This is a genomic window from Frateuria defendens (genome assembly GCF_001182895.1).
Lineage (GTDB): Bacteria > Pseudomonadota > Gammaproteobacteria > Xanthomonadales > Rhodanobacteraceae > Frateuria_B > Frateuria_B defendens.
On the sequence record NZ_LFQR01000068.1, the window covers coordinates 1 to 21,592 of the forward strand.

17 protein-coding genes are annotated in these 21,592 nt (G+C 70.6%); 3 read left to right on the forward strand and 14 right to left on the reverse strand.

From position 1 onward, the window contains the following. Positions 1–121: 121 nt before the first annotated feature. From zipA to ACH65_RS10775, 4 genes are all read right to left on the reverse strand, one after another. Positions 122–1,126 (reverse strand): cell division protein ZipA, encoded by a 1,005-nt coding sequence (gene zipA, locus ACH65_RS10760; RefSeq protein WP_049622597.1) that lies wholly within the window; start codon positions 1,124–1,126, stop codon positions 122–124. A 12-nt stretch (positions 1,127–1,138) separates the two neighbouring features. Then, positions 1,139–4,648 (reverse strand): chromosome segregation protein SMC, encoded by a 3,510-nt coding sequence (gene smc, locus ACH65_RS10765; RefSeq protein ID WP_049622598.1) that lies wholly within the window; start codon positions 4,646–4,648, stop codon positions 1,139–1,141. 132 nt (positions 4,649–4,780) lie between these two features. After that, positions 4,781–5,032 carry a BolA family protein gene (locus tag ACH65_RS10770; RefSeq protein WP_202594189.1) on the reverse strand — a complete coding sequence of 84 codons (252 nt, stop codon included), beginning with the start codon at positions 5,030–5,032 and terminating at the stop codon, positions 4,781–4,783. A gap of 8 nt (positions 5,033–5,040) precedes the next feature. Further along, entirely contained in the window at positions 5,041–5,340 is a 300-nt protein-coding gene (locus ACH65_RS10775; RefSeq protein ID WP_049622600.1) for a YciI family protein, read from the reverse strand. A 130-nt stretch (positions 5,341–5,470) separates the two neighbouring features. On the opposite strand from ACH65_RS10775, the gene ACH65_RS10780 reads away from it, so the two are divergent. Beyond that, on the forward strand, positions 5,471–6,109 hold the full coding sequence (locus tag ACH65_RS10780; RefSeq protein ID WP_049622601.1) for a YidC/Oxa1 family membrane protein insertase: 639 nt from the start codon (positions 5,471–5,473) through the stop codon (positions 6,107–6,109). 154 nt (positions 6,110–6,263) lie between these two features. Here ACH65_RS10780 and lysS read toward each other — a convergent pair whose 3' ends face one another. The 3 genes from lysS to prfB all read right to left on the reverse strand — a co-directional run bounded on the left by lysS (position 6,264) and on the right by prfB (position 9,385). Continuing rightward, positions 6,264–7,787: a lysine--tRNA ligase gene (lysS, locus tag ACH65_RS10785; protein ID WP_049622602.1), complete on the reverse strand. Its 1,524-nt coding sequence runs from the start codon at positions 7,785–7,787 to the stop codon at positions 6,264–6,266. 101 nt (positions 7,788–7,888) lie between these two features. Next, positions 7,889–8,212 (reverse strand): hypothetical protein, encoded by a 324-nt coding sequence (locus ACH65_RS10790; protein WP_049622603.1) that lies wholly within the window; start codon positions 8,210–8,212, stop codon positions 7,889–7,891. Between the two features lie 47 nt (positions 8,213–8,259). Beyond that, positions 8,260–9,385 (reverse strand): peptide chain release factor 2 gene (gene prfB, locus ACH65_RS10795; RefSeq protein ID WP_153242559.1). Its coding sequence is split into 2 segments (ribosomal slippage): positions 8,260–9,309 and positions 9,311–9,385, totalling 1,125 coding nucleotides; the frame shifts between segments, so codons are not numbered across the junction. Between the two features lie 270 nt (positions 9,386–9,655). Here prfB and ACH65_RS10800 point away from each other — a divergent pair. Further along, the gene (locus ACH65_RS10800; RefSeq protein WP_082190261.1) at positions 9,656–11,275 is read left to right on the forward strand and encodes a glucan biosynthesis protein G; all 1,620 of its coding nucleotides are present in this window, start codon (positions 9,656–9,658) and stop codon (positions 11,273–11,275) included. An 8-nt stretch (positions 11,276–11,283) separates the two neighbouring features. Continuing rightward, complete coding sequence (gene mdoH, locus ACH65_RS10805) at positions 11,284–13,515, forward strand: glucans biosynthesis glucosyltransferase MdoH (protein ID WP_053096239.1); 2,232 nt, start codon at positions 11,284–11,286, stop codon at positions 13,513–13,515. A gap of 166 nt (positions 13,516–13,681) precedes the next feature. Here mdoH and ACH65_RS19835 read toward each other — a convergent pair whose 3' ends face one another. The 7 genes from ACH65_RS19835 to abc-f form a co-directional block, all read right to left on the reverse strand. After that, positions 13,682–13,846: a hypothetical protein gene (locus ACH65_RS19835; protein ID WP_153242560.1), complete on the reverse strand. Its 165-nt coding sequence runs from the start codon at positions 13,844–13,846 to the stop codon at positions 13,682–13,684. 368 nt (positions 13,847–14,214) lie between these two features. Beyond that, positions 14,215–15,882 (reverse strand): asparagine synthase B, encoded by a 1,668-nt coding sequence (gene asnB, locus ACH65_RS10810; RefSeq protein ID WP_049622605.1) that lies wholly within the window; start codon positions 15,880–15,882, stop codon positions 14,215–14,217. 104 nt (positions 15,883–15,986) lie between these two features. Then, entirely contained in the window at positions 15,987–16,118 is a 132-nt protein-coding gene (locus tag ACH65_RS21025) for a hypothetical protein (protein WP_272913770.1), read from the reverse strand. Positions 16,119–16,266: 148 nt separating this feature from the next. Beyond that, on the reverse strand, positions 16,267–16,632 hold the full coding sequence (locus ACH65_RS10815) for a SpoIIAA family protein (RefSeq protein ID WP_049622606.1): 366 nt from the start codon (positions 16,630–16,632) through the stop codon (positions 16,267–16,269). Between the two features lie 197 nt (positions 16,633–16,829). After that, positions 16,830–18,602 (reverse strand): single-stranded-DNA-specific exonuclease RecJ, encoded by a 1,773-nt coding sequence (locus tag ACH65_RS10820; protein ID WP_049622607.1) that lies wholly within the window; start codon positions 18,600–18,602, stop codon positions 16,830–16,832. Next, on the reverse strand, positions 18,599–19,522 hold the full coding sequence (locus ACH65_RS10825; RefSeq protein WP_053096241.1) for a phosphoglycerate mutase: 924 nt from the start codon (positions 19,520–19,522) through the stop codon (positions 18,599–18,601). Before ACH65_RS10825 ends, ACH65_RS10820 begins: the two co-directional genes overlap by 4 nt. Positions 19,523–19,524: 2 nt before the next feature. Continuing rightward, on the reverse strand, positions 19,525–21,462 hold the full coding sequence (gene abc-f / locus ACH65_RS10830) for a ribosomal protection-like ABC-F family protein (protein ID WP_049622608.1): 1,938 nt from the start codon (positions 21,460–21,462) through the stop codon (positions 19,525–19,527). Between the last annotated feature and the right edge of the window lie 130 nt (positions 21,463–21,592).

Below are 21,592 nucleotides of genomic sequence, written 5' to 3' on the forward strand. Positions count from 1 at the left end.
CTCCGGCAGGAGGGCGAAACACCGGCCAAAGGCCGGCCAGCCGGCGATGGGGCCAACAACACAGCACGCCCCCTCGCGGACACCAACAGGGAGATCGCGAACAGGCTCTCAGGGCGAACCCTCAACGCCCGAAGTGGATCTCCTCGCCTTCGCGCTGACGATCCCAGCCGCGCAGCTCGTCGCGGATGTGGGCGATGCGCTGGCGGCCGAGCGCGTTGCGCTCCTCGTCCAGCACCTGCCCGTCCAGCAACTCGGCGAGCCGCTGCGCGGTGGGCAGCATGGCGTCCCAGGCGTCCAGCGCGGACAACGGGCCCGGCAGGGTCATGAAGAAGCTCAGGCCCTGCGTGCGCAGGCCGTCGAGGCGGGCGAGGTCGAAGTTGCCGGGCTTGAGCATGTTGGCCACGCTGAAGATCGGACCCTGCTCGCGCTTGCCGTCCACCAGGCGGTGGTAGATGCCCATGGCGCCGTATTCGAGGCCGGCCTTCTCTGCCGCCACCACCAGGTCGGCACCGTTGAAGTGGCTGCCTTCGCGCGCCACCACGAACAGGCTCACGATGCGCTCCACCGGCAGCTGCGCGGGGCGCCGGCCAACATCCGAGTGCGGCGGCGCTTTCGGCACGGGCGCGGGCGCCGGCACGGGGGCCGGGGCGCCGGGCGCGGAGGCGGCCGGTGGCTCGGCGGCCGCGGGGGCTGCCGTCGGCGCGACGGCGGGGTCGGGCTGCGAAGGCGTGCGCAGCGCCTCGACGATCGAGGCCGCGTGGCCGCTCGGCTTGGGCAGGTCCGCGCCGGAGCGGCCCTTGCCCAGCATCGCGCCGAGCTTTTCCAGCTCCTCGCGCAGGCCGACGTCGAGCTCGCCCTGCCGCGGCGGCGGCTCGCCAAGCAGCGGGTCGCCGGCGAGCGGACGCTCGGTCAATTCTAGCTCGTCGAGGCCGTCGGGCTCGCCGCCCTGCCCATCCAGGCGCGGCTCGCGCCGTTCGCCGGCGGAGGGCGTGAGCCGGCGCCGGCCCTGCGCCTTCTTCGGCTCGCCGAACAGCCAGATCAGGCCGATCACGATCACGCCCACGATCAGCAGCGGAACGCCGACCATGGGGTTCCAGACGAATGCGGGCACCACGGTAGATGTCATGGCGATGGGTCCTCAGGCAGCGCCGGCAAGTTTAGCCGCTTCGGCTAGGTCGACCTGAACCAGGCGCGACACGCCGGGCTCGCGCATGGTCACGCCGCAGAGCTGGCTGGCCGCTTCCATGGTGGCCTTGTTGTGGCTGACGAAGATGAACTGCACCTTCTCGCTCATCTCCTTCACCATGTTGGAGAAGCGGCCCACGTTGGCCTCGTCCAGCGGCGCGTCCACCTCGTCGAGCAGGCAGAACGGCGCCGGGTTCAACTGGAAGATGGAGAACACCAGCGACACCGCGGTGAGCGCCTTCTCGCCGCCGGAGAGCAGCGAGATGTTGGACACGCGCTTGCCCGGCGGGCGCGCCATGATCGCCACGCCCGTGTCGAGCAGGTCGTCGCCGGTGAGTTCGAGGTAGGCGTGGCCGCCGCCGAACAGGCGCGGGAACAGCTCCTGCACGCCGGCGTTGACGCGGTCGAAGGTTTCCTTGAAGCGCTGGCGCGTTTCGCGGTCGATCTTCTTGATCGCGTTCTCCAGCGTCTCCATCGCGCCCGCGAGGTCGGCGAGCTGGTTGTCGAGGTAGGTCTTGCGCTCGTTCTGCTCGGCGTATTCCTGGATCGCGGCGAGGTTCACCGGCTCCAGGCGCACGATCTTCTGGCCCAGCTCGGCGAGCTGCTGGCGCCACTGCCCGGCGTCGGCGTCCTCGGCCAGTTCGGCCAGCAACGGTTCGAGGTCGAGGCCGGAGGCGGCGATGGCCTCGGCCAGTTGCTGCGCGCGCAACTCCAGCGCCTGCGCGGCAAGGCGCTTCTCGGACACGCTCTCGCGCAGCCCGGCCAGCTCCTGCTCGGCGAGCTGGCGCTGCTGCTCCAGCTGGCGGAAGGCGATGTCGCAATCCTCCAGTGCGCGGCGCGCCTCCACCAGTTGCTTGTCCACCAGCAGGCGCTGGTCGAGGTAGGCCTGCCGCTCCGCTTCCAGCTCCGCGATGGGGTCGGTGCCGGCGGCGAGCTGCTCGCCGATCTCGCCGCGCCGCGCCTCGATCTGGCGCAGCTGGCTGTCCATGCGCGCCAGCGACTGCTCCAGCGAGGCCAGCGAGGAACGCTTGGATTCCATCGACAGTGCCAGCGCATGCGACTGGTCGGCCGCCTCGCGCGCATTCATGCGCGCCTCTTCGCGCGCTTCCAGCAGTGCGCGGCGCTCGTTCTCCAATTCGCGGCGCTCGTCTTCCAGGTCGCCCATGCGGTGCACGGACTCGTCCAGCCGCGCGCGCGCCTCGCGCGTCTGCGTCTGCAGCTCGTCGGCCTGGCCGATCAGCTCGCCGAGCTCGCCCGCCACCTTCTCGGCGCGGGCGCGCGCCGTTTCCACCTTGCCGCGGTGGCTCTGCAACTGGCCGGCCAGCTCGGACTGGCGGCGGTGCGCGTTGTACAGCTCGCGCTGGGCGTCGTCGCGCGCGCGCTCGGCCTCGAACTTGCGGGTGCGCAGGGCGTCGAGCTCGGCGCCGGCCTCCTCGATGCGCGCCTCCAGCGCGGCGACCTGCTCGCCGAGCAGGCGGATCTCGCGCTCGCGCGCCAGCACGCCCACCTGGCTGCCCTGCGCCCGGCGCACGCGCGCCCAGCCGGGGCCGAGCCATTCGCCCTGCGGGGTGATCACCGACTGGTACGGCGCCAGCGCGGACAGGCCGCCGACGCGGCGATGCGCCTCTTCCAGCGTCTGCGCGGTCAGCACGTGGTTGAGGAGGGCGATCGCCGCGGCCGGGCCGCGCACGTGCGCGGCCAGCGTGCCGGCGGTGTTGGCGCCGCCGTCGGCGGCGTCGAGCAACGCGACGTCGGCGTTCTCGACCTTGCCAAACTCGCCCGCCAGCGCGTGCGCGCCGTCGACCAGCACGCTGTCGATGAAGCCGGACAGCACCGTCTCCACCGCGGTCTCCCAGCCGGCCTCGACCTGCAAGGCCTCGCCGAGGCGGCGCGCCCTGTCCAGGCCCAGCCGCGCCAGCCAGCCGCTGGCGGCGCTCTCCTCCTGGCCGAGCGCGGCGTGCTGCAGGGCTTCCAGCGAGGCCAGGCGGCCGCGTGCGGTCTGCAACTGCTGGCGCGCCTCGTTGAGCGAGGACTGCACCTGGCGTTCCTCGTCCAGCACCTTCTCGTGGCCGAGCTTGTGCTGGTCGAGCAGGCCGCCCAAGGTTTCGAGGCGCTCGCGCTGCGTCTCGTGCTCGGTTTCCAGCTGCTCGGCGGCGGCGTCGAGCGCGGCCACGTCGGTGGCCTGCTGTTCGGTTTCCAGCGTTTCGCGGCGGCGGGAAAAGTCCAGCGCCTGGCGATCGAGGTAGGCGATCTTGGTGCGCTCCACCTCGGCCGCACGGCTCGCCTCGCCGGCGGTGCGCGTGTAGGCGTCCCAGCGCTGCTGCCAGTCGGCCAGCCGGGTCTCGGTGCTGCGCTGGGTCTCGGCGGTGTCGTCCTGCATCTGTTGCAGGGCTTCGAGTCTGGGCTCGCCCTCGGCCAGCGCCAGGCGCAGCGTCTCGATCTGCTCGCGGTCGCCGGCGATGTGCGCGGCGAGCTGCCCGTGCTCGGCCTCGGCCTCGGCCTGGGCGCGCTGCAGGCGCTCGGCCGTTTCGCGGTTGAAGCGCACCTGCTGCTCCACCCGGGCGATCTCGGCGCCGACCTTGTACACCTCCGCCTGCACGGCGTTGAGGTGCTCGCTGGCCTCGGCGTGGCGCTCGCGCACGCTCTCCAGCTGGGCCTCGGCCTGGCGCTGCTCGGCGAGTTTTTTCTCGATCGCCACCTCGGCCGCGGAAAGCCCGGCGCCCTCGCCGTCGTGCTGGCTCTTCAGGCTGCGGTATTCGAGCGCGCGCAGCTCTGCCTCCTTGCGCGTCTGTTCTTCCTTCAGCGCCTTCCAGCGCTCGGCGGCGCGGGCCTGGCGGTTGAGGTGCTCGAGCTGCTTGTCCACCTCGTCGCGCACGTCGCGCACGCGGTCGAGGTTCTCGCGGGTGGACTTGATGCGGCTCTCGGTCTCCTTGCGGCGCTCCTTGTACTTGGAGATGCCGGCCGCTTCCTCCAGGTGCGTGCGCAGCTCTTCCGGGTGCGCCTCGATGATCTGGCTGATCATGCCCTGCTCGATGATCGAGTAGCTGCGCGGCCCGAGGCCGGTGCCGAGGAAGAGATCGGTGATGTCGCGCCGGCGGCAGCGCGTGCCGTTGAGGAAATAGGCCGACTGCCCGTCGCGCGTGACCTGGCGCTTCACCGAGATCTCGTTGTACTGCGCGTACTCGCCCTGGATCACGTGGTCGGCGTTGTCGAAGATCAGCTCCACCGTGGCCTGCCCCACCGGCTTGCGCGCGCTGGAGCCGGAAAAGATCACGTCGGTGAGCGAATCGCCGCGCAGGCGGCTGGCCGCGCTCTCGCCCATCACCCAGCGGATGGCGTCGATGATGTTGGACTTGCCGCAGCCGTTGGGGCCCACCACGCCGGTCATGTTGGTCGGCAGGTGCAGCGTGGTCGGATCCACGAACGACTTGAATCCGGCGAGTTTGATGGTGGTCAGGCGCATGCGGGCGTCACCAGCGGATCGGGATGGATGGCCGCCGCGGCCGGCGACGCGCCACTGTGCCAAACGCGGGCCGGCACCGCAATGCGCGTAGCGGCGGGGACATGCGGGGGAATACCGGCCAACGTCTTGTTTTTATTCGGAGGGCGCCTTGGCCTCGATGGCCAGGGCGTGGATGCCGCGGTCCATCAGGCCGTCCAGCGCGGCATACACCAGCCGGTGCCGCTTGAGCGGCAGCTGGCCGGCGAAGGCGGCGCTGACGATGCGCACGCGGTAATGCCCCTTGCCGGCGTTGGCGTGACCGGCGTGCAGGTGTCCTTCGTCGAGCACCTCCAGCTCGGCCGGCGCCAGTGCCCCGGCGAGGCGCCGGCGGATTTCCTCCACCATCGCCGCGCTCACGGCAGCGTCTTGCGGAACGGCTTCACCTGCACGCCCGCATAGACGCCGGCCGCCACGAAGGGGTCGGCCTTCGCCCAGGTCTCGGCCTCGGCCTGCGAGGCGAACTCGGCCACGATCAGGCTGCCGCTGAAGCCGGCCGGGCCCGGGTCTTCGGATTCGATCGCCGGGAACGGCCCGGCCAGCAGCAGCCGGCCGGCGTCCTGCAAGGCATGGAGCCGCGCGAGGTGCTCGCCGCGCGCCGACAGGCGCTTGTCCAGCGAACCGGGATGATCCTGGGCGATGATCGCAAACCACATGGGAGGCCACTCTTCGGTAAAGACAGTCCTGGGAGTTTAGCCGACCGCGCCGCAGGCAGGCCCGCTTGAAGCGCCGCGCCGCGAGGCCCATCTTCAGGTTTCCGCCTCAAGGAAAAGGAAGGGGAAGCTCATGCAGGCATGGACCAGCTTCGTGGACGGCATCGCCGCGCTGCTCGGGCAGCTCGCGCAATGGCTGGACGGCAGCTACGGCCTGGCCGTGATCGCGCTGGCGATACTGGTGCGGCTGGCCCTGTTGCCGGTGACGCTGAAAGCCGCCGAACAGGGCTGGCACCGGCAGCGCGCCATGCAGGCGCTGCAACCCGAACTGGAACGGCTGCGCGAACGGCACGCCAAGGACCCCGCCGCCTACCTCGCGGCCACGCAGGCCCTCTATCGCCGGCACGGCATCACCACGGGCCTGGGCGGCGGGCTGCTCGCGGCGCTGGTGCAGGCGCCCCTGGGCGCCGGCGTCTATGCCGCGATCCGCCAGGGCCTGGGCGGCGCCGGCTCGTTCCTGTGGATGAAGCTGGCGCGCCCGGACCTGTGGCTGGCGCTGGCGGTGGCGCTGCTCGGCTATGCGGCGATCGCGCTCAACCCAGCCATGTCGGCGCAAGCCAAGACCCTGCTGCAATGGCTGCCTGTGCTGGTGTCGTTCTTCATGGTCTGGCACCTGGCGGCGGGACTCGGCCTGTATTGGGCCGGCTCCGGCAGCGTGAGCGTGTTGCAGGCGGCGCTGCTGCGCCGGCGCCTGGCCTGCGCGAGCCGCTGAGCAGACCGGCCCACTCAGAACCGGCTTACGCACCTGTCGCAGGCGTACCCGAACTTGCAGGAGCGCGCTCGCGCGCGACCGAAGCGTGGCAGCGTCGCCGCTGCGTCGGCTTGTCGCGCGCATGGCGCGCTCCACGGTTTTTGCCGGCCGGTGCTCAGGCCTCCGGCCGCATGTACGGGAACAGCAGCACGTCGCGGATCGAAGCGGAGTCGGTGAGCAGCATCACCAGGCGGTCGATGCCGATGCCGAGGCCGCCGGTGGGCGGCAGGCCCACTTCCAGCGCGCGGATGTAGTCGGCGTCGAAGTGCATGGCCTCGTCGTCGCCCGCGTCCTTGGCGTCCACCTGCGCCTTGAAGCGCGCGGCCTGGTCTTCCGGGTCGTTCAACTCGGAGAAGCCGTTGGCGATCTCCTTGCCGTTGATGAACAGCTCGAAGCGGTCGGTGATGCCGGGGTCCTGGTCGTTCTCGCGCGCCAGCGGCGAGACTTCCACCGGGTGCTGGGTGATGAAGGTGGGCTGGATCAGCGTGTGCTCCACCGTCTTCTCGAACACCTCCAGCAGCAGCTTGCCCCAGCCGTAGCCCGGCTTGACCTGGAGCCCCAAGCGCGCCGCGTGCGCGGCCATCGCCTCGCGGTCGCGCAGTTCCTCGCGCTTGATCCCGGGGTTGTGCTCGAGCACGGCGTCTTCCATCGTCCAGCGGCGGAAGGCCGGGCCGACGTCGATGTCCGCGCCTTCCCAGGTGAGCGCGGAGGTGCCGATCACCTGCTGCGCCGCCTCGCGGATCACGCTTTCGGTGAGGTCCATGATCTCGTTGTAGGTGGCGTAGGCCTGGTACAGCTCCAGCATGGTGAACTCGGGGTTGTGCCGGGTGGACACGCCCTCGTTGCGGAAGTTGCGGTTGATCTCGTACACGCGGTCGAAGCCGCCCACCACCAGGCGCTTCAGGTACAGCTCCGGCGCCACGCGCAGGTACAGGTCGATGTCCAGCGCGTTGTGGTGGGTGACGAAGGGCTTGGCCGTGGCGCCGCCGGGGATGATCTGCATCATCGGCGTCTCCACCTCCATGAAGCGGCGCGGCTCGGCCTCCAGCCACTTGCGGATGAAGCCGATGATCTTCGAGCGCAGCGCGAAGGTGCGGCGCGCCTCCTCGGTGACGATCAGGTCCACGTAGCGCTGGCGGTAGCGCTGCTCCACGTCGGCCAGGCCGTGCCACTTGTCCGGCAGCGGGCGCAGGCTCTTGGTCAGCAGGCGCAGCGTCTGGACCTTGACCGACAGCTCGCCGGTCTTGGTGCGCATCAGCACGCCCTCGGCGCCCACGATGTCGCCCGCGTCCCAGCCCTTGAAGGCCTCGTAGGTCGCCTCGCCCACCGTGCCCTGGTGGATGAACAGCTGGATGCGGCCGCTCACGTCCTGCATCTGCACGAAGCTGACCTTGCCCTGCACGCGCTTGAGCACGATGCGGCCGGCCACCTTCACCCGGCGCGCGGCCTGCTCGACGGCCTCGGCGCTCCAGCGCCCGGCATCGGCGAACTCGGCCTTGAGGTCGCCGGCGAAGCTGTCGACCTTGAAGTCGTTCGGGAACGCGATGCCCTGCCCGCGCAGCGCCTTGAGCTTCTCGCGGCGCTCGGCGATCAGCTTGTTCTCGTCGATGGGCGGGGTATCGGTGGTCGGTTCACTCATGGGAATTCCAATGCTGCCGGCGCTCGCACCGGTCGGCGCACGCCTCTGTCGTTACATTTGCGGATGGATGGCCAAACGGCGCGGGAAGCGCGGCGGCGGCCTCAATCGCCGCCCTTGAACACCTGCTTGACCGCGTGCTTGGTCGCGTCCCAGCCCTCGCGCGCGCCGTGGCCGATGCCCTGGCCCGCTTTTTTCGCGCCATGGCCGATGCCCACGCCGGCTTCCTTCGCGCCGTGCCCGATCGACTTGGCGACGTGCTTGGTGGCGTGGCCCACGTCGCGGGCACCGTCGCCGACGCCCTTGCCCGCGGCCTTCGCGTCGTCCTTGATGGCCTGGCCGGTGGAGGCCTGCTGGGCCATCGAGGCCTGGCCGAATGCGAGCGCCGCGCAGGCGATCAGGAGGGAGAGGGTCTTCTTGCCGTTCATGCCATGGCCTCGTGTCGGTGGTCGGGCGAATGCTGCGCGCCGGCGGCTCAGGCGTCGGCGCGCTTGGCGCCGGCGTCGAGGCCCGATTTCAGGCTGCCCTCGACGAACTCGTCCAGGTCGCCGTCCAGCACCTTCTGGGTGTCGGTGCGCTCGATGCCGGTGCGCAGGTCCTTGATGCGGCTCTGGTCGAGCACGTAGTTGCGGATCTGGCTGCCCCAGCCGATGTCGGACTTGGTGGCCTCCAGCGCGTCCTTCTCGGCGTTGCGCTTCTGGATCTCCAGCTCGTACAGCTTGGCCTTCAGCATCTTCATCGCGCGGTCGCGGTTGGCATGCTGGCTGCGCTCGGTCTGGCAGGCCACCACGGTGTTGGTGGGCACATGGGTGATGCGCACCGCCGACTCGGTCTTGTTGACGTGCTGGCCGCCGGCGCCGGAGGAGCGGTACACGTCGGTCCTGAGGTCGGCCGGGTTGATCTCGATGTCGATGTCGTCGTCCACCTCGGGCGAGACGAACACCGAGGTGAAGCTGGTGTGGCGGCGGTTGTCCGAGTCGAACGGGCTCTTGCGCACCAGGCGGTGCACGCCGATCTCGGTCTTCAGCCAGCCGTAGGCGTAGTCGCCCTCGACGCGGAAGGTGGCGGACTTGATGCCGGCCACGTCGCCGCCGGAGACTTCCAGCAGCTCGGTCTTCCAGCCACGCGACTCGGCCCAGCGCAGGTACATGCGCAGCAGCATCTCGGCCCAGTCCTGCGCCTCGGTGCCGCCGGCGCCGGCCTGGATGTCCACGAAGGCATTGGTGGCGTCCATCTTGCCGGAGAACATGCGCTGGAATTCCAGCTTGCCCACCTGGGCCTCGAGCTTGGCAACGTCGCCCAGCACGGACTGCACGGTGTCCTCGTCGCCGTCGGCGGCGGCCATGTCGAGCAGCTCGCCGGCATCGTCCAGGCCGCCGGTGAGCGTGTCGATGCCGCTGACGATGGTGTCCAGGCGGGCGCGTTCGCGGCCCAGCTCCTGGGCGCGGGCGGGGTCGTCCCAGACGGTGGGGCTTTCCAGCTCGCGGTTTACTTCTTCCAGGCGCTCACGCTTGGTGGCGTAGTCAAAGATACCCCCTAAGCGACTCGACGCGGGCCTTGAGGTCCGCGATCTGCGCATGGATCGGATTGGTCTCGATCATGGTTGACGGTTTGCGAAAAAGGCCGCCAAGCATAGCAGAGGCGCCCCCGCACGACGGCAGGACGCGGCAGCCTGCGCCACCTGCGGCGGTGCCGCAGCGCCCCTCCCGGCCCGGCCGAAAAGGCCTTAGCTGAATGGCGCTTCAGCTTCTTAATGGCGCTCTAACGAAATATCGCCATCCTGTTGTGCACTTGCAGCATAAACGTGTAGCGGGGCGCCATGCGCCTCGCCTCGACCAATTTGGCCTTCGCAACCAACTGAGTGAGTGCGCATGAGATTTGAGACGAACCGGCTTGCCGCCGCCCACCCCGCCCCGCGCCGGGTACGCCGGCTGGGCCAAGCAGCCCTGGCGCTGCTGATCTTGGCGGCCAGCACAGGGGCCCAGGCCGCTTCACCGCTCGGCTTCGATGCCGTGGCCGCGAAGGCGCAGGCGCTCGCCAAGTCGTCCTACCATTCGCCCAACGTCTCGCTGCCCGGCGCGCTGGCCGACCTCAAGTTCGAGCAGTACGCGCAGATCCAGTACAAGGAGGACCGCGCGCTGTGGCACGGCGAGCGCCTGCCCTACGAGCTGACCTTCTTCCACGAGGGCATGCAGCAGTACAACATCCCGGTGAAGATCCACATCGTCGGGACGGGCGGCGTCCATGACGTGAAATTCGACCCGTCGGGCTTCGACTACGGCAGCAACAAGTTCGATCCGGACGACCTCAAGAACCTCCAGTTTGCCGGACTGCGCGTGCAGGCGCCGATCAACGCCCGCGACCGTTACGACCAGATCCTGGTCTTCCAGGGCGCGAGCTACCTGCGCGCCATCGGCAAGGGCCAGCGCTTTGGCCTGTCCACGCGCGGGCTGGCGGTGGACACCGCGCTGCCCTCGGGCGAGGAATTTCCGCAGTTCGTCGAGTTCTGGGTCGAGCGCCCGGCCCACAACGCCCAGCAGCTGGTGGTGTACGCGCTGATGGACTCGCCGCGGGTGACCGGCGCCTACCGCTTCACCGTACACCCGGGGGTGACCACGGTGACCGACGTGAAGGCGCGCGTGTTTCTGCGTGAGAACGTCGGCAAGCTGGGCCTGGCGCCGCTCACCGGCATGTTCCTGTTCGGTCCCAACCAACCCTCGCCGATCATCAACTTCCGCCCAGCCCTGCACGACTCCGAGGGCCTGTCGATCCATACCGGCGAAGACCGCTGGATCTGGCGGCCGTTGGTCGACCCCAAGGCGCTGACGGTGAGCTCGTTCGCGCTGACCGACCCCAAGGGTTTCGGCCTGATGCAGCGCTCGCACGACTTTGCCGACTACCAGGATCTGTTCGACCGCTACGACCTGCGCCCCAGCGGCTGGGTCGAGCCCAAGGGCCGCTGGGGCAAGGGCAAGGTGGAGCTGGTGGAAATCCCCACGCCGGACGAGACCAACGACAACATCGTCGCCTATTGGGTGCCGGCGCAACCGCCCAAGCCGCTGCAGCCGCTGGACTACGAGTACAGCGTGCACTGGGAGAACACCGAGCAGACGCTGCCGCAAAACGTGGCCCACGTGAGCCAGACCCGCTTCAGCATGGGCACCGTCAAGCAGGCGGACCTGATCCGCAAGCCCGACGGCAGCCAGGAGTTCGTGATCGACTTCGCCGGCAAGGCGCTCGACGGGGTCCCCGAGGGCGCGCCGCCGGTCGAGGCCGTGGTGGAGGCCGATCCGCACCTGCAGATCGTCCATACCGAGGTCACCCGCAACGATGCAGTAGGCGGTTATCGTCTCGCGCTGCGGTTCCGGCCCAAGGCCAACGATAGCGACAGCGACAAGGGGCCCAAGGAGCTGCGCGCCTACCTGCACAGCGGCAGCACCACCCTGAGCGAGACCTGGAGCTACCTGCTGCCCGCCACGCCGGCCCTGTGAGCGCCCCGATGACTGCCAGCCCCAACACCACACCCGTCCTCGCCACCGCCGGACGTCCCGTCCCGCCGATCCGCCGCAGCACCCTGCTGGCCGAGCCGTGGACCACCAATCCGCTGGCCCGCGCCTGGCAGGCGCTGCGCCGCCCGTTCAGCGCCAGGCTGCGCCAGGCTCACGCGGCCCGGCACGACGTCATCCCGCCGGACACGCAGGGCAACTGGCGCCGCGCCGGCCTATGGCGGCGCGGCATCCTGCTGCTGATGGTGATCGCGCAGAGCGCGCTGGCCACCGTGTTCATGGTGCAGACCCTGCCCTACCACGGCGGGCACTGGCTGGAAGTGGTGGTGCTGGCGTTCTTCGTGCTGCTGTTCGCCTGGGTCTCGGTGGGCTTCTGGACGGCCATCGCCGGCTTCCTGCTGCTGCTCCGCGGCCACGACCGCTACAGCGTCTCGGCCGCGCCGCCGTCCGCGCAGACCGCCGCCACGCCGCTGCCGCGCGACGGCCGCACCGCCCTGGTGATGCCGATCGCCAACGAGGACGTGGCGCGCGTCTTCGCCGGGCTGCGCGCCACCTACGAGTCGGTGCAGCGCACCGGCGAGCAGGATCACTTCGACCTGTACATCCTGAGCGACAGCGCCGACCCGGACATCGCCACCGCCGAGCTGTGCGCCTGGCGCGCGCTGGTCGACGCGGTCGGCGGCGAGGGGCGGATCTTCTACCGCCGCCGGCGCCGCCGTGTGAAGCGCAAGAGCGGCAACATCGACGACTTCTGTCGCCGCTGGGGCGCCAACTACCGCTACATGGTGGTGCTGGACGCCGACAGCGTGATGACCGGGCAGAGCCTGGTGTCGCTGGTGCGGATGATGGAGTACCACCCTGGCGCCGGCATCATCCAGAGCCCGCCGCGGGCGATCGGCCGCGACACCTTCTACGCCCGCGTGCAGCAGTTCGCCACCCGCGTATACGGCCCGCTGTTCACCGCCGGGCTGCACTTCTGGCAGCTGGGCGAATCGCACTACTGGGGGCACAACGCGATCATCCGGCTGGCGCCCTTCATGCGTCATTGCGCGCTGGCGCCGCTGCCGGGGCGCGGCAGCCTCTCGGGCGAGATCCTCTCGCACGATTTCGTCGAGGCGGCGCTGATGCGCCGCGCCGGCTGGGCCGTGTGGATCGCCTACGACCTGCCCGGCAGCTACGAGGAACTGCCGCCCAACCTGCTAGACGAGCTCAAGCGTGATCGCCGCTGGTGCCAGGGCAACCTGATGAACTTTCGGCTGTTCTTCGTGCGCGGGCTGCACCCGGTGCACCGCGTGGTGTTCCTCACCGGCATGATGTCCTACATGTCGGCGCCGCTGTGGTTCACCTTCCTGATGCTGTCCACCGCGCTGCTGGCAGTGCAGACGCTGCTGCCGGTGACCTACTTCACCCAGCCGCATCAGCTGGTGCCGACCTGGCCGCAGTGGCACCCCGACCGCGCCCTGGCGCTGTTCGCCGCCACCAGTCTGCTGCTGTTCCTGCCCAAGTTGCTGGCGGTGGTGCGGCTGTGGCCACGCCGCAGCCGCGGCTACGGCGGAGCGATCCTGCTGACCGTTAGCATGCTGCTGGAGGTGCTGTTCTCCATGCTGCTGGCGCCGGTGCGCATGATGTTCCACACCAAGTTCGTCAATGCCGCCTTCCTCGGCTGGAAGGTGGTGTGGAAGTCGCCGCCCCGCGAGGACAGCCAGACGACCTGGGGCGAGGCGATTCGCCGCCACGGCGTGCAGACCCTGTTCGCGGCCGCTTGGGGCGTGGCGGTGTACCTGCTCAACCCCACGCTGCTGGCCTGGATGTCGCCGATCATCGGCTCGCTGCTGCTCGCCGTGCCGGTGTCAGTGTATTCCAGCCGCCTATCGCTCGGCCGCGCCTGCAAGCGGCAGGGGCTGTTCCTGATCCCGGAGGAGATCCACGCGCCCGTCGAGCTGCGCGCCACCCGGCGCTACACCCGTCAACCGGCCAGGATGTCGGCCTTCGCCGAGGCGCTGGAGGACCCCGTGGTGCTGCCGCTGCTGACCGAGGCCGCGCCGAGCTTCCACCGCGACACGCCGCTGCAGCAACGCAGCCGCGAGCGGCGCCTCAAGGCCCTGCAGCAGGGCGTGGCGCAGCTGGACGACCGCCAGCGCCTGGCCGTGCTCGACAACGGTCGGCTGCTGCGCGAGTGGCACGAGCGGCGGTACCGTAGCGAAGCGGTACCGGCGATGCCATGACGAGAGCGACGGGCATCCACGTGCACCGCCGCCTCACCGTGCCACGCGCAGGGATGTGCCTGCGCGTGGCGCAGCGCTCGCCCGCGAGCCAGGCGGTGTTCGTTCCCGCGTCGAACGCATCATCGCCCCGGCGCGAAAACACCTGCCTAGAGCGGCCGGGCCGCGATCAGAAACGCACGTCCACGGTTGCCACCGCGTAGGTGCTGGAAGCCAGCCCGCTGGCCCCGGCGAAGGCGCCGTGGGTGAAATGGGTGAAATCCAAGCGTAGCAGCAGCGATGGATTGAGCCGCCAGTCCACCGCCATGCGCTTGGAGGCACCGATACGGTGCACCCCTGAGGCGGAACCGCGTGCCAGCACCGACAGCCCGTCGCCGTAGATGGCGTCCCGGCGGCTGGCGCGTCACAGGCCGACGTAGCCCACGCTCACCGACACGTCCTTCGCCGGCTGCACGCGCAGCGACGGTACACGTCGACCAGGTTGGCCACCAGGCTGGCGTTGGTCTCGGATATGTAGTCGAAGGGTCCCCGACAAGGGGTGGAAAGTGTCCGCTCCAGATGCAACGCCCGCCGAACTCTGCGACACACGCCGCCCGATGCGGCCGACACGGAACGCCCGGCGCGGCAAAGCCGCGCCGGGCGATGGCGACTCCGGGCGAAGCCTGGCCGGAACGCGCCACTCCGGCCCCCATCCCGCTCGCGTTATGCGAGCGCCTGGGCATGCACGCCGCGCACCGCGCGGCCGGAAGGGTCCGCCGCGGCCGCGAAGGCCGGATCCCACGCCAGCGCCGCCGGCGAGGAACAGGCGATCGACTTGCCACCCGGCACCGTGTTGGCGCAGGCCTCGCCGGGGAAGAACTTCTCGAAGATGCTGCGGTAGAGGTAGGCCTCCTTGGTGGCCGGCGTGTTGACCGGGAAGCGCGCGGCGGCGGCGGCGAACTCGCGGTCGCTCACCATCTGCTCGGCATGCGCCTTGAGGCCGTCGATCCAGCCGTAGCCCACGCCGTCGCTGAACTGCTCCTTCTGCCGCCACAGGATCGAATCGGGCAGCGCGTCCTGGAAGGCCTCGCGCAGCGCGGCCTTCTCGATGCGGCCGCCGCCGGCCATCTTCTGCTTCGCGTCCATGCCCATCGCCACGTCGAGGAACTCCAGGTCGAGGAAGGGCACGCGCGCCTCCACGCCCCAGGCCATCATCGACTTGTTGGCGCGCAGGCAGTCGTAGCTGTGCAGCGCGTCGAGCTTGCGCACCGTCTCCTCGTGGAAGGCCTCGACCGAAGGCGCCTTGTGGAAATAGAGGTAGCCGCCGAAGACCTCGTCCGAGCCCTCGCCCGAGAGCACCATCTTCACGCCCATCGCCTTGATCCGGCGCGCCAGCAGGTACATCGGCGTGGAGGCGCGGATGGTGGTGACGTCGTAGGTCTCGATGTGGCGGATCACCTCCGGCAGCGCGTCCAGGCCTTCGGCGAAGGTGTAGACGAAGCCGTGGTGCACGGTGCCCAGCGCGTCGGCGGCCACCTGCGCGGCGGCGAGGTCGGGCGAGCCTTCCAGGCCGATGGCGAAGGAGTGCAGGCGCGGCCACCAGGCCTCGCTCTTGTCGTCGTCCTCGACCCGCTCGCGGGCGAACTTCGCCGCGCAGGCGGCCACCAGCGAGGAATCCAGGCCGCCGGAGAGCAGCACGCCGTAGGGCACGTCGGTCATCATCTGGCGGTGCACGGCCTGCTCGAACGCCTGTCGCAGCGGCTGCGGGCCGACTTCATGGCCGCGGGTGTGGGCGTAGTCGCGCCAGGGCTTCTCGTAGTAGCGGCGCAGCTCGCCGCTGGCGCTGTCGTAGACGTGGCCGGGCGGGAACGGCGCCACATCCGCGCACTCGCCCACCAGCGACTTCATCTCCGAGGCCACCAGCAGGCGGCCCTGGGCGTCGTGGCCCCAGTACAGCGGGCACACGCCGATCGGGTCGCGGGCGATCAGGTAGCGCTGCGCCTCGCCGTCCCACAGCGCGAAGGCGAAGATACCGTTGAGCCGGTGCACGAAGGCGGCGCCGTGCTCGCGGTAGAGCGCGTTGATCACCTCGCAGTCCGAGCCGGTGGTGAAGTCGTAGCCGCTCTCGGCGCGCAGCTCGCGGTGGTTGTAGATCTCGCCGTTCACCGCCAGCGCCAGCGCGCCGTCGCGCGAACGCAGCGGCTGCGAACCGCTGGTGGGGTCGACGATGGCCAGGCGCTCGTGCACCAGGATCGTGCCGGCGTCGACGAACACGCCGCTCCAGTCGGGGCCGCGATGGCGCTGGCGGGCGGAAAGCTCCAGCGAGAGCCGGCGCAGGGCGGCGAAGTCGTCGCCGGGCTGAAGGTCGAACATTCCGAAGATGGCGCACATGGTCTGGTGGTTCCTTGGGGTCAGTCGGGGCTTGCTGGAGGTCCAAAAACGAAAGGGCCCGCACTTGGCGGGCCCTTTTGCGTGATGCTGGAGACTTTTCTCGTCTACACGCCGGCCCACCCGTCGTTGCGGGTATTGGTATTGGCGTTGTTGTTATTGAGGCGCTTCGCGGCCAGGCGCGCATCCGCCGCGAAGGCGGCGGAAAGCAGACTGTGGCTGGCGGCGGAAAGGCTCATAGGCTTGGACTAAAGCATAAGCCGTGGATCGATGCAAGCCGCTCGACTGTCGCAGGGCGTGGCCTGATCCGCCGCAGGCGGCGCCACCGCCGCGGCATCGACCTGTCGATGGCGTGCGCGTATGGACAGGAGCCCGCACCACCGCACATCAGAGGCCGCCGACCCACTGCTTGGCAGGCTCCAGCTCGGCGTTGCGGAACAGCCGGAACTCGCCCGGCACCGCAAAGCCGAACATGCGCGCCACGGCGCGCACCCACCCCACGTCGGTGACCAGAGCCGTACGTTCCCAGCCGGTGAGGTGGCGGAAACCGAGCTTGGTGTCGTCCCACATGGCGCCGGCGTCGAAACCGGAAAAATCCTCGCCGAGCTGGAACAGCACGCGCAGCTTGCGGTTGAGCGCGAACGCCGCCTCGATGTCGGGCACCAGCACGTTCTCGTAGTCGGCGGCGGAGACCTGCCCGCTCGCACGGAAACCCAGCACGCCGGGCGGAAGGTCGGTGAGCTGCTCGATCATGGCGGACTCCCGCTGCGATGGAGGCTCCATCGAACCGCCTTCGGCGATGGGAGGCAAGCGGCGTGGCGTGAAGGCCGCCTGCGCCGGAGCAGAAGCTTGCCGCATGAGGAGCGCGCCTTGCGCGCGACCGAGGCGTCACGGCTTCGCCGCCGCGCCGCCTGCCGCGCGCAAGGCGCGCTCCTGCATGGGGCCGGCACTCACGCCGGCTCGATGTGCCGCAGCAGCAGGCGCGGGCTCTCCCTGCCCTGCCAGTCGTTGATGGTCAGCTCGTAGGCGGCGCGCAGGCGCGGCGGCGGGGCCTCGGCGGCGACGTTGAACATCACCGCGTCGTGCATCGCGCCGTCGCGCGGGTCGCGCAGGTTGAGCCGCCAATGGCGGCCGCCCATCGGGCGCCAGCCGGCGCAGTCGAACAGGTTGTCGAACACCGGTTCGGGGAAGCCCTGCCCCCACGGCCCGCCGTAGCGCAGCTGGCGCGCCAGCTCCAGCGACAGGGCGCCGGGCGGCAGTTCGCCGTCGGTGTAGAGCAAGGCCTGCAGGCGCTCGGCCTCGATCATCTCGCGCGCCACCGCATCGAAGGCGGCGGCGAAGCGCGGGTAGTCGGCGGCCTTAAGGCTCAGGCCCGCGGCCATCGCATGGCCGCCGAAGCGCTGGATCAGGCCGGGATGGCGCGCGTCGATCGCGGCCAGCGCATCGCGGATGTGGAAGCCGGGAATCGACCGCGCCGAGCCGCGCAATTCGACATCGCTTGCGCGCGCATCCTGCGCGCGAGAGTCAAAAAGCGGCGATCCGTCGCCGCACGCTTCAAGGGGGCCCGCTGGCGCAAAAGCGATCACCGGGCGATGCAGCCGCTCCTTCAGCTTCGAGGCCACCAGGCCGACCACGCCCGCATGCCAGGAGGGCTCGAACAGCGCCACGCCCACCGCGTCGGTGTGGCTGGCCATGCCCACCATCACCTCGGCCTCGGCCACCATCGCGGCCTGCAAGTCGCGGCGCTCCTGATTGATCGCGCTGAGCTGCTCGGCGTAGCGGCGCGCCAGCGCGGGGTCGTCGGTGAGCAGGCACTCCACACCCAGCCGCATGTCCTCCAGCCGGCCCGCCGCGTTGAGGCGCGGCCCCACCGCATAGCCAAGGTCGCTGGCGCAGAGCGTGGCGAGGCTGCGCTGGCTCGTTTCCACCAGCGCGGTGACGCCGGCGCAGGCGCGGCCGGCGCGGATACGTTTCAAACCCGCTTCCACCAGCACGCGGTTGTTGAAGTCGAGCGGCACCAGGTCGGCCACGGTGCCGAGCGCGACGAGGTCGAGCAGCGCCGCCAGGTCGGGACGGCTACGGCCACCGGCGCTGCGGTCCTCGGGGTACAGCCGCGCCCTCAGTGCCAGCAACAGATAAAACATCACGCCGACGCCCGCCAGCGCCTTGCTCGGAAAACCATCGCCGGCGAGGTTGGGATTCACCATCGCATCCGCATCCGGCAATTGCTCGCCGGGCAGATGGTGGTCGGTGACCAGCACGCGGATGCCGCGCGCCTTCGCCGCCGCCACGCCGGCGAGGCTGGCCACGCCGTTGTCCACGGTGACGATCAGCTGCGGCGTGGGGTCGAGCGAGGCGACCAGCGCCGGGCTCAGGCCGTAGCCGTGCACGAAGCGGTTGGGGATGGCGTAGTCCACCCGCCGCGCGCCGAGCAGGCGCAGGCCGCGCACGGCGACGGCGGTGCCGGTGGCGCCGTCGCAGTCGTAGTCGCCAGCGACCACGATGTGCCAGTCCTCGCCGATCGCCGCGGCCAGCAGCGCCACGGCCGCGTCCATGCCGCCCAGCGTCGCGGGCGACAGCAGCCGTTGCAGGCGATGCTCGGCGTCGGCGGGGCCGAGCACGCCGCGCGCCGCATAGACCTGCTGCAGCACCGGGTGCACCGCCTCGCCCCAGCCGCTCGGCACGCCTTGCGGCACGCGTCGGCGCAGCTGCAGGGCGCTCATGCCCGGCCTCCGCGCCACGCGCGCCAGCGGTGCCAGGGCCGGTGCAGATAGCGCTCGCCGCTGGCGAAGTGGAAGCGCAGCGCGTCGCGGCGGCGGCGGGCCTCGATCGCCGGCCAGGCGTCGCGTTCGATGTCGGCCGCCGTCAGGTCCTGCAGGTCGACCAGCCAGCCGACCGGCGTCTGCGCCAGCTGCGCGAGATCGCGGGCCTGCTGCGGCAGGCCCGCATGCGCGGCCAAGGCGCACAGCAGCGGATCGTCGCCGACCACGCCGGCCAGCGTGCTGCCCACGCGATGCGGCAGCCGCCCGCCGCCCCACAGCCACAGGCTGTTGACCGGCGGCTGGCCGCGCGCGCGCCGCTCGGCATTGAGCGGATGCTGGTGCAGCAGCACCTGCGCCTCGGTGAGCAGCAGGCGCCAGCGGCGCCCTCCCGGTCCGTGCGGCAGGTGTTGCAGCAGATGCTCACCCAGCGCCTGCTCCGGCGCCGCGAAGGGCGGCAAGGGGCTGCCCGGCGACAGGCGCAGATGCCAGCGGTCGGGCGTGGTGAGTTCCAACTGCATGCCGGCGTCGCCGAACAGCGGGCGCAGCGGCGCGGCCAGCGCCTCGGCCTCTTCTTCGCTCAGGCCGAGCCGGCCGCTGGCGAGCAGGCGCGCGCCGTTCATCTCCGGCTGCACCCAGGCCGGATCGGCGCTCAGCCACAGCGCGTCGGCCGCATCGCCGCGAGCCAGTTCGCGGGTCAATGCCGCGGCCGGCAGCGGCTGCACGTCGCAGCGGAAAAAACCGCCCAGGCCTTCGAGATAGCCCTGCGGGCCGTCTTCGAAACGGTCGGCGCGCGCCAGCAGGCGTTGCAGCGGATGGGCGGGGTCGAAGCGCTGCAGCGCCGGCAGCCACAGTTCCAGCGGATGGGCGGAGGTCCCGGCCACGCTCAGGCTTCCAGCTGCTCGTAGAGTTCGAGCCACTCGGCCTCGAGCGTTTCCTTCTCGCGACGCAGTTCGGCCTGCTGCTGGCCGAGCTTCATCAGTTCGGCGGTGGCGCCGTTGTAGGTGTCCGGGTCGGCGAGCCTCGTTTCCAGCGTGCCGAGCTGCTGGTCGATGGCGGCCACGCGCGTCTCGATCTTCTTCACCCGGCTGCGCGAGGCTTTCTCGCTCTCGCGCTGGGCCGCCGCGGCGCGGCGGCGGTCGGCGGCGGAGACGGTGGCCGCGGCCGGCGCCGTCTCGCTCTCCGCGCCCTTCTTGGCCGCGGCGCCGCGCGAGCGCAGCCAGCGCGCGTAGTCGTCGAGGTCGCCGTCGAAAGGTTCGACGCGCCCGTCCGCCACGCGCCAGAAACTGTCGCTGACCATGCCGAGCAGGTGGCGGTCGTGCGAGACCAGCACCAGGGCGCCGTCGAAGTCGGCCAGCGCGTCGGCCAGCGCCTCGCGCATGTCGAGGTCGAGGTGGTTGGTGGGCTCGTCGAGCAGCAGCAGGTTGGGCTTGTCCCAGGCGATCAGCGCCAGCGCCAGGCGCGCGCGCTCGCCGCCGGAGAAGCCGTCGATGGATTCGAAGGCACGGTCGCCGGCGAAGTTCCAGCCGCCCAGGAAATCGCGCAGCGCCTGCGCGGCCACGCCGGGCGCCTTGTCCTGCAGGTGCTCGAACGGGCTCGCGCCTTCGCGCAGGCTCTCCACCGTGTGCTGGGCGAAGTAGCCGATCTTGAGATCCTTGTGCGCCTTGCGCTCGCCGGCCAGCGGCGCGAGTTCGCCCACCAGCGTCTTCACCAGGGTGGACTTGCCGGCGCCGTTGGGCCCGAGCAGGCCGATGCGCTCGCCCGCTTCGAGGCGAAAACGGACGTCCGCGAGGATGACGACGTCCTGCGCCACGTCGGGGAGAGGGAGCAATGCGTCGGGATCGTGCGAGTTGCCGGGATAACCGGCCGCCACGTCCTCCAGCTGCAGCATCGACGCCGGCAGCCGCTCCGGCGCCGCGAACTCGAAACGGAACGCACGCTCCGCGCGCACCGCCTCGGTGCCGGCCAGCTTCTCCAGCCGCTTCATGCGCGACTGTGCCTGCTTGGCCTTGCTGGCCTTGGCCTTGAAGCGGTCGATGAAGCTCTGCAGGTGCGCGCGCTCGGCCTGCTCGCGCTCGTGCGCGATCTGCTGCTGGCGCAGCTGCTCGGCGCGCAACAGTTCGAAAGCGCTGTAGTTGCCGGTGTACAGGCGCGCCTTGCCCTCGTTGAGGTGCAAGGTGTGCGAGGTGACCGCGTCGAGGAACTCGCGGTCGTGCGAGATCACCAGCAGCGTGCCCGGGTAGCGGCGCAGCCATTCCTCCAGCCACAGCACGGCGTCGAGGTCCAAGTGGTTGGTGGGCTCGTCGAGCAGCAGCAGTTCGGAGGGTGCCATCAGGGCGCGGGCGAGGTTGAGCCGCACGCGCCAGCCGCCGGAGAAATCCTTCACCGCGCGCTCGTGCGTCGCCGGCGCGAAGCCCAGGCCGTGCAGCAGGCGGCCGGCGCGGGCGCGGGCGTCGTAGCCGTTGAGCTCCTCGATGCGGTGGTGCGCGGCGGCCATCGCCTCGCTGTCGCCGCGCGCGGCGGCAGCGGCTTCGTCGCGGATCGCCGCGGCCAGCACCTCGTCGCCGCCCAGCACGTAGTCGATCGCGGCGTCGGGCAGCGCCGGCGTCTCCTGCGCCACCGAGGCCAGGCGCAGCCTGGCCGGCAGCTCCAGTTCGCCGGCGTCGGCCTCCAGCCGGCCCTGCAGGGCGGCGAACAGGCTGGACTTGCCGCAGCCGTTGCGCCCGATCACGCCCAGCCGCCAGCCGTCCTGGATCACCAGGTCGATGTCGGAAAGCAGCAGTCGGCTGCCGCGGCGCAGGGCGAAATGGCGGAACGAAATCATCGGGGGCGATTCGAGCGGGGTTCGGTCGCGCATGATAGCCGCCTGCGGGAGTGCCGACCCCATCGCAGTCGTCGCAGCGCCCGATGGCGGGCGCATCGCGCTTCTGCTACAACGGCGCGGCAATGCCTTG

Bases quoted from the DNA above. Each gene is read 5' to 3' on its own strand.
- ACH65_RS10815 (WP_049622606.1), bottom strand. From the start codon at position 16,632: ATGATCGAGCAGCTCACCGACCTTCCGCCCGGCGTGCTGGGTTTCCGT.
- abc-f (WP_049622608.1), bottom strand. From the start codon at position 21,462: ATGATTTCGTTCCGCCATTTCGCCCTGCGCCGCGGCAGCCGACTGCTG.
- lysS (WP_049622602.1), bottom strand. From the start codon at position 7,787: ATGAGTGAACCGACCACCGATACCCCGCCCATCGACGAGAACAAGCTG.
- ACH65_RS10770 (WP_202594189.1), bottom strand. From the start codon at position 5,032: ATGGTGGAGGAAATCCGCCGGCGCCTCGCCGGGGCACTGGCGCCGGCC.
- smc (WP_049622598.1), bottom strand. From the start codon at position 4,648: ATGCGCCTGACCACCATCAAACTCGCCGGATTCAAGTCGTTCGTGGAT.
- ACH65_RS10790 (WP_049622603.1), bottom strand. From the start codon at position 8,212: ATGAACGGCAAGAAGACCCTCTCCCTCCTGATCGCCTGCGCGGCGCTC.
- ACH65_RS10780 (WP_049622601.1), top strand. From the start codon at position 5,471: ATGCAGGCATGGACCAGCTTCGTGGACGGCATCGCCGCGCTGCTCGGG.
- ACH65_RS10775 (WP_049622600.1), bottom strand. From the start codon at position 5,340: ATGTGGTTTGCGATCATCGCCCAGGATCATCCCGGTTCGCTGGACAAG.
- ACH65_RS10800 (WP_082190261.1), top strand. From the start codon at position 9,656: ATGAGATTTGAGACGAACCGGCTTGCCGCCGCCCACCCCGCCCCGCGC.
- zipA (WP_049622597.1), bottom strand. From the start codon at position 1,126: ATGACATCTACCGTGGTGCCCGCATTCGTCTGGAACCCCATGGTCGGC.
- asnB (WP_049622605.1), bottom strand. From the start codon at position 15,882: ATGTGCGCCATCTTCGGAATGTTCGACCTTCAGCCCGGCGACGACTTC.
- mdoH (WP_053096239.1), top strand. From the start codon at position 11,284: ATGACTGCCAGCCCCAACACCACACCCGTCCTCGCCACCGCCGGACGT.
- ACH65_RS10820 (WP_049622607.1), bottom strand. From the start codon at position 18,602: ATGAGCGCCCTGCAGCTGCGCCGACGCGTGCCGCAAGGCGTGCCGAGC.
- ACH65_RS21025 (WP_272913770.1), bottom strand. From the start codon at position 16,118: ATGAGCCTTTCCGCCGCCAGCCACAGTCTGCTTTCCGCCGCCTTCGCG.